The sequence below is a fragment of the Pseudonocardia sp. genome, from assembly GCF_029263155.1.
In the GTDB taxonomy this organism is placed as follows: domain Bacteria; phylum Actinomycetota; class Actinomycetes; order Mycobacteriales; family Pseudonocardiaceae; genus Pseudonocardia.
This window is the reverse complement of sequence record NZ_JAJCYB010000054.1, coordinates 1-5,839: the sequence shown is the minus strand read 5'-3', so window position 1 is coordinate 5,839 and position 5,839 is coordinate 1. Positions and strand designations below refer to the sequence as shown.

The 5,839-nt window shown below is 69.5% G+C and carries 4 protein-coding genes; all 4 read left to right on the top strand.

Annotation, left to right across the window (positions count from 1 at the left end):
* Positions 1–140 precede the first annotated feature (140 nt).
* The 4 genes from Q1K26_RS10695 (at position 141) to Q1K26_RS10680 (ending at position 5,693) form a co-directional block, all read left to right on the top strand.
* The gene (locus Q1K26_RS10695) at positions 141–1,529 is read left to right on the top strand and encodes a DUF4041 domain-containing protein (protein ID WP_300009904.1); all 1,389 of its coding nucleotides are present in this window, start codon (positions 141–143) and stop codon (positions 1,527–1,529) included.
* A gap of 125 nt (positions 1,530–1,654) precedes the next feature.
* Positions 1,655–3,394, top strand: a complete 1,740-nt coding sequence (locus Q1K26_RS10690) for a TerD family protein (RefSeq protein WP_300009901.1) — start codon at positions 1,655–1,657, stop codon at positions 3,392–3,394.
* 430 nt (positions 3,395–3,824) lie between these two features.
* On the top strand, positions 3,825–4,166 hold the full coding sequence (locus tag Q1K26_RS10685) for a hypothetical protein (RefSeq protein ID WP_300009898.1): 342 nt from the start codon (positions 3,825–3,827) through the stop codon (positions 4,164–4,166).
* 378 nt (positions 4,167–4,544) lie between these two features.
* The gene (locus tag Q1K26_RS10680; RefSeq protein ID WP_300009895.1) at positions 4,545–5,693 is read left to right on the top strand and encodes a DUF3644 domain-containing protein; all 1,149 of its coding nucleotides are present in this window, start codon (positions 4,545–4,547) and stop codon (positions 5,691–5,693) included.
* Positions 5,694–5,839: the final 146 nt, after the last annotated feature.

Sequence of the window (5,839 nt, the reverse complement as noted above, 5' to 3'; positions counted from 1 at the left end):
CCATCACGGCTCGCCCAGCAGCAGCTACCCAGCCAGGCGTTTCTCTAGGCGTTTCTCGGTTCGACAGCCACCCGCACCGCCCTGACCTGCAGCCTCACCCGCCCAGGATCTCCAGACCGGCCGAATTACGCGGAACGCGGGTGTACCGGCGCGCTGGATTGTGGAAGGTGCGGGCGGTCGGTCAGGGGTGGGACTCCGGGCTGGCCGGTCTCGCCACCGACTACGGCATTGCGGTAGATGACGACCCGGGAGACGACGAAACGGCTTCGCCGCAGGGGGCCGGAACGCAGCGGGAGCCCGACGCTCGGCGCGTGGCCGGAGACGATCAGCAGGTGTCAGCGGACAGAGCTGCCCTGGCCGGCGACCTGGGTCGTCTCACTGCGCAGCGTGCGGCGCTGTCCGCCGAGTTGTTCTCGCTCACCAAGCGCGTCCGGGACGCCCGCGCCGAGCTGGTGCAGACCGACGAGCTCGCCCTGCTCCAGGAGGTCGGCTACTACCAGTTCAGCCACCCGCTGGATGACGCGGTGGCTTACCGCGAGCGGCTGGAAGCACTGCGCGGAAAGATCAAGGCGGCGATCCGGGACAAGGTGGCTGTGCGGAGCCGGCCGGGCTGGATGGTCAACGGCTCGGTGAAGGAGGGTGCCGCGCTGGTCTGCGATTTCGGCGCGCTGATGCTTCGCGCCTACAACGTGGAGGCGGACAACTGCGTCCGCACGGTGCGGCCGCACAGCATCGAGGCGGGCATCAAGCGGCTGGACCGCACGCGTGATGCGATCTTGAAGCTCGGGGCGTCGATGGGGATCACCATCGACGACGACTACCACGAGATGCGGGTGCGGGAGCTGCGCCTGGCGACGGACTTCCTGGCCAAGGCTGCGCAGGAGAAGGAGGAGACCCGGGCCGAGCGCGAGCGGCTGCGCGAGGAGGCGAAGGCGCTCGCCGAGCTGCAGCGCGAGGAGGCGAAGCTGCTCAAGGAGCGGTCGCACTACGAGACCGCGCTGGCCCGGTTGATCGAGGGCGACGACGTGGAGGCCCAGGAGCAGGTCCGTCAGCAGATCCGGGAGATCGACGACAGTTTGGCCGGGGTTCGGGAGCGTGAGGCCAACACCCGCGCCGGTTTCGTCTACGTCATCTCCAACCCGGGCGCGTTCGGCGAGGTCATGGTCAAGATCGGGATGACGCGCCGCTTTGACCCGATGGACCGGGTCAGGGAGCTGGGCAACGCCAGCGTCCCGTTCCGGTTCGACGTCCACGCTCTGATCTTCAGCAAGGATGCGCTCGGCCTGGAGGCGGCCCTGCACAGGGCGTTCGACGCGCAACGCGTCAACCGGGTCAACCTGCGACGTGAATTCTTCTACGTCTCGCCCGCCGCGGTCCGTGAAGTCCTGATCGAGATCGGGCGCGATCACCTCCTCGAGTACAAGGACACCGCCGAGGCGCTGGAATGGCGGCAGAGCCGGGACGGGGCGTCACCGGACCGCGCGGCGGCCGGATCCGGGCGTGCCGGAGTCCAGCTGCGTCGGCAATAGGCAGGAAAGGGTGCCCCAACTCTTCGACGGGGGGTGCGCCTCCATGGTGGGAATCAGAACGGGCAAGTCACGAGAGGGCAATCGTCATGGCACGACGGCGGGGACTGGTCGCGAGCATCGCGCGCATGCAGCGCGAGGCCGAGCGCGCACGAGCGGTACGCGAGCGCGATGCGGCACGCCGGGCACGCGACGCGCAGCGATCGCAGGCCGCCCGGGCGCGAGAGCGAGTGGCCGACCAGAAGGAACGAGCCCGCCAGTACGCCCTGTCGCGGGCCGAAGAAGTCGCGGAGGACAACGGCGAGCTCGACGCCGAAGTCGCCGCGCTGGACGCAGTGCTCGCGTCAACTCTGGACGTCGACGACTTCCTGGACCTGGAGACACTCAAGCAGCCAGTGGTGCTGCCACAGTTCGACCCGAGCGTCGCTGGTGCGGTGCGCCCGGCGCCGCGGCTGGAGGAGTTCCTGCCCGACGCGCCGTCCGGTCTGGGGCGGGCGTTCGGCGGAGCGGCGCGCCATCAGGACCGCGTGCAGCAGGCGCACGCAGCCTTCGAGCGGGCCGCCGCAGCGCATCAGGTGCAGGCGCAGGCGCACGGTAGGGAGTTCGAGGCGGCCCGGCGTCGACACGACGCCGAGGTCGCGCGCCTGACCGATGAGCACCGCGAGCAGATCGAGCAGGTCACGCAGTTGCAGCGCGGTCTTGCCGCCGGCCTGCCCGAGGCTGTCGTCGGGTACCTCGACCTGGTGTTGGAAGCGGCGATCTATCCGGAGGGCTTCCCGCACGCCTGGCGCCTGGCGTACACACCCGAGACCCGCCAGCTCGTCGTGGAGTACGAGCTCCCCGCCCGCGAGGTGGTCCCGGCGGCGAAGGCCTACCGCTACGTCAAGAGCAGCGACACCGTGACTCCGGTTGCCCGGTCCCAGGCGCAGATCCGCGCTCTCTACACCTCGGTCGTTGCTCAGACTTCGCTCCGGGTGGTGCACGAGGTCCTGGAGTCCGACCGGGCCGGACGCGTCGCCTCCGTCGTGCTGAACGCGCACGTCACGGCCACGGATCCGGGCACCGGGCGGTCGGTCCGGCCGTGCCTGGTCGCGCTCGGGACGACCCGGTCGCGCTTCAGGGAGCTCGACCTGCGCCAGGTGGATCCGGCGGCCTGCCTGCGGCATCTCGAGGCCCGGGTCAGCAGGGACCCCGCCGGTCTCGTCCCGGTCGAGCCGATGGTGCGTTTCGACACGATCGATCTGCGGTTCTCCTCCGAGACCGAGCAGATCGGACCGTCGGCGCCGCCGCCCCGAGCCCCGGGATCCAACGAACGTCGAGGGCCCACGCCCGCCCCAGGCCGGCCGGAATCCCCGCGTTCCAGCGCGGAGCAGGATCTGACAGCAGGTCAGAACGTCGTGCTGACCGGCCCGGTGATCGACATCAGCCTCCCTGAAGCGTGGACTTCGCCGGCGGACCTGTCGGTGCTGATCCTCGGTCCTGATGGCCGTGTCGCCGGGGACGACGACTTCATCTTCTTCAACAACCCGACCGCGGCCGACGGCGCGATCGGGCTTCGCGGAGGGGACAACCCAGACGGAGCCACGATCGATCTGTCGCTGTTGCCCGAGCACTGCGAACGCCTCGTCGTCGTTGCGAGCGGCGCAGACTCGACCGTTGACGTCGCCCGGACGGCTCTGCTGGTCCTGGATCCGGCCGCCGAGACGAGCCAGCTGACGTTCCGACCGGCCGACACGACGAAGATGCCTGCGCTCATCTGCGCGGAGATCTACCGACGTCAGGGCTCCTGGCGACTACGAGCCGTCGGCCAGGGATACGGCGACGGCCTCGCCGGCCTCGCCCGCGACTACGGCGTCAACGTGAACTGAGCCTGTGGCGATCATCTGGCCGGAGGAGCTGGCGGAGGCCGACGGGGTCGCCGCTGAGGGCGAGTACGCGGACGCGCGCTGCGCAGGGAGATCGTCTACAACCTGAAGTCCGACGGGACGCCGGTGATCGAGACGAAGTACCCAATGCGCACCGGGCGGGTGCGGACGCGCCGACCGCCGACCACCGGGTTGGGGCCGGCTGTAGCCGGCGGCGGCGACCGAGCGGCCGCCCCGTCGGGGGGCGTCTACCACGCAAGATCCATTCGGAGGAACACGTGGCCCTGAGTCGCCTTGCCCGCGAGTCGGCGCGGAGATCAACTACCACGGCTGGTCGGACGCCCCTTTCCGTCTCGACCGTGCTGGCCACCAGCGCGATCACGACGGCCACCGCGCAACGCCCCAGCAGCTCACCGGGTCCGAGACGGACAACGTGCGCACGAACGTGATGTGGGTGGCCGCGCAGGTGCTCGGCCACCTCGATCCCAACTTCGACGTCTTCGAGTTCGCAGAGTGGTGCGGCGTGGACACTCGGACGTCGGCCGGCAGGCCCCGGTCCGGGCACATCCCGGCCGGCCTGCGGATGAGCCCCGAGACCGGCGCGGTCGACCGTCCCGGCGACCCGCAGGTGTGGGACGAGGAGCCGGCCCCGGCCGTCGAGCCGGGCGCGGCGGACCGGCGTCCGGATCAGGTGGGCACGCCCGAGCAGCGTGCCCGGCAGTGGCCGGCCGACCCGAACACGCGCGGGTTCGTTACGGCGCGCAGATGGCGATGATCGAAAGGGCGGCCCCGCCGCCGACGCCGCCCATGTCGGTGCCGACGTCGCCCGTGGATCGGTTACCGAATGGGGTTCTGAGCCACCCACCCGCCGAGGTGCCGGTGCCGGCCGCCCCGCCGCCGTCCTGCGAACGGCACTTGCTGGCCGTAAAGCGGCATCCCGTCCGTGGGGTGCTGGGGCGGCCAGCGGCAGAGGTGACTGCCTGTCACCCCGCTGAGGAACCGGCGTAGCGGCGCTCGACGCGCCCGAGCCCGGCGTAGCTCGGGCAATGCGGGGGGACGAGGATCGGGCGGAAGCCGTCGAGATGATCATGACGTCGGCCCAACGCGGTGGCCGGTGCTGCGAGAATGGTTCTTTCGACTGGTGAGGAGGGCGATGAAGCTCAAGCAAGAGAGCCGAGTGCTCAAGCAGAAGGCGATGGACTCCTTCGTCTTCATGGTCGAGGCGTTCAACTCCCCCCACGACGCAGGACGGCACACCCGGGTGTTGCTGCACCTGCAGCACGCCTTCGAGATGCTGCTCAAGGCGGCACTGGTGCAGACCCGCGATAAGCGGGTCCTCGACCCCGTCACCGGCCGCTCGATCGGGTTCAAGAAGTGTCTAACCTACGCCGCCGAGAACAGCGTGATCAAGCTCGAGGACACCGACGCGGGCACGCTTCGAGCGATCAACGCCATGCGCGACGACGAGCAGCACTGGTTCAACATCGTTTCCGAGCAGATCCTCTACCTGCACGCACGTGCCGGTGTCACACTGTTCGACGAGCTGCTCGACCGCGTGTTCGGCGAGCACCTGGCCAATCGACTGCCCGACCGTGTGCTGCCACTGTCGATCGACCCGCCTCGAGACCTTGCCCTCATTCTCGACGATGAGTACGCCCAGATCACAGCCCTGCTCCGGCCCGGCCGCCGCGCCGGCCACGAGGCCCGGGCGCGGCTGCGCACCCTGCTCGCCATGGAGGCGCACGTCGATCCCGATGCGGGCGTCTCCGACACCGACGTCACCCGGGTCGAACGCGCCGTCCGCGACCAGAGCCCGCGCGACCAGGTGTTCCCTCGCCTGGACGAGATCGAGACCACCATCGACGGCGAAGGCATCATGGTGACCGTCCACTTCAGCAAGAAGCAGGGGGCCCCCGTCCGCTACGTCGCCGACGAGTCCGTGCCGGCCGCCGCCATCCGCCTTGTCGACCTGCAGAGCAAGTACCATCGGTCCGCGCAAGCGCTCGCAGACTCACTAAAGCTCACAGGTCCGCGCTGCGTCGCGCTCCGACGGCACCTGATGATCGACGACGATGACACCTGCAGCCACCTGTTCCAGCTCGGCGCCGTCAAGACGCGATACTTCTCCGACAACGCCTTCACGCTGATGCGTGACACCCTCGCCAACCTTGACATGGACGAGATCTGGCGAGCGCACACACCCAACCGGAGGACCACTTCCTGGGCGCGGTGCGACCAGCCCGAGTGCCGAGCTCCCGCCGCCGCCACCCCGCCTCAGAGTTCCTCCAACGTAGCGTCGTAGTGCTCGGGAGTGTCAGAAGAACGGTGTAACCGGTCATGATGGCTAGCTTCCGTTGCTGGGAACGATACGTCCGGCGAAGCTGATCGCGAAGGCGTTCAACGCCGGCTTCCAGCGCATCGCCCACCGAGCCCGGCCCTTCCCGGTCG

Coding starts and splice junctions, on each gene's coding strand:
- Q1K26_RS10690 (WP_300009901.1), top strand. CDS start 1,655: ATGCAGCGCGAGGCCGAGCGCGCACGAGCGGTACGCGAGCGCGATGCG.
- Q1K26_RS10680 (WP_300009895.1), top strand. CDS start 4,545: ATGAAGCTCAAGCAAGAGAGCCGAGTGCTCAAGCAGAAGGCGATGGAC.